At 46.4% G+C, this 912-nt stretch carries 1 protein-coding gene and 1 pseudogene; one reads left to right on the top strand and one right to left on the bottom strand.

Translation table 11 applies throughout. The features are described 5' to 3' along the window. Positions 1–340, bottom strand: a 340-nt coding sequence (locus tag A3750_RS19225; protein WP_197475161.1) for a hypothetical protein, incomplete at its 3' end; no start/stop codon positions are given. Between the two features lie 268 nt (positions 341–608). On the opposite strand from A3750_RS19225, the pseudogene A3750_RS19230 reads away from it, so the two are divergent. Beyond that, a pseudogene (locus A3750_RS19230) lies at positions 609–912 on the top strand (RNA polymerase-associated protein RapA); the annotation flags it as partial.

The raw sequence follows: 912 nt of genomic DNA on the forward strand, positions 1-912 counted from the left end.
TGCTGAGTGGAACCCCCATTGGTATCGATTTCCAAGCGGGGCTATCGTAGGCAATCCAGTTTGTCTTACTCTCGTCTTTTAAAAGTAATTCAATGCGAGGTGATGGTGCAACATGTGTCACCAGCTCAATGTTCAGCTTTGCTGCCAGTGCCTCGACAACTTCCGTAATGAAGCCTTTTTGAGTTGCGTCTGGATCGCTAATTTGAAAAGGCTCTGTTAAACCCTCAACAACGTAATAATCGAGTTGTTCCGAAGAAACGGTGCTGGTGAAGAAGGTAAACAGGAAACTTAAGGCAATAGTCGTCAGAGCTCGCGCTTGAATCGCAAGTTTCGATCTCATGACACCTCCTTAAGTCGGATGGCTAGGCTTTCATTCAGAACTCAGAGAATCTCGCGTCTTTCACTTGAACGACTACACTCTCACTCACTCGCATTTAGTTTAGTCTACAACCCGAGTTTTAGGTACTTATTAATTATCGGTGAATGACACGAAATTGATGTGGATCATTATGTGAGTCGCTTATCATCAGTGCTAGAATGCGCGCCGCGTTTTGTCCGTGCATTTAGCCGAGCAGGTTACAGATTAATTGTTTTAGGGGTAGTAGAAGATGTCTTACCGAGTTGGTCAGAGATGGGTTAGTCAAACCGAACCAAAACTAGGGTTAGGGATGATCTCTGAGCTTGAAGGACGGCGAGTAGCAATTACATTTCCAGCAGCGGATGAAGTCCGCACTTATGCGCTCGATCAGGCACCGATCTCTCGTGTGATCTACAAGGTTGGCGACACGGTGTCGGACCATGAAGATGCTGAGTATGTGATTGAGGATGTCGAGCTTGCAGACGAGCTCGTGTTTTACACGGTGAAAGACACCAACAAGCAGTTGAAGCGGATGAGTGAGGTGGAGCTTAACT

The sequence above is a fragment of the Oleiphilus sp. HI0079 genome, from assembly GCF_001635105.1.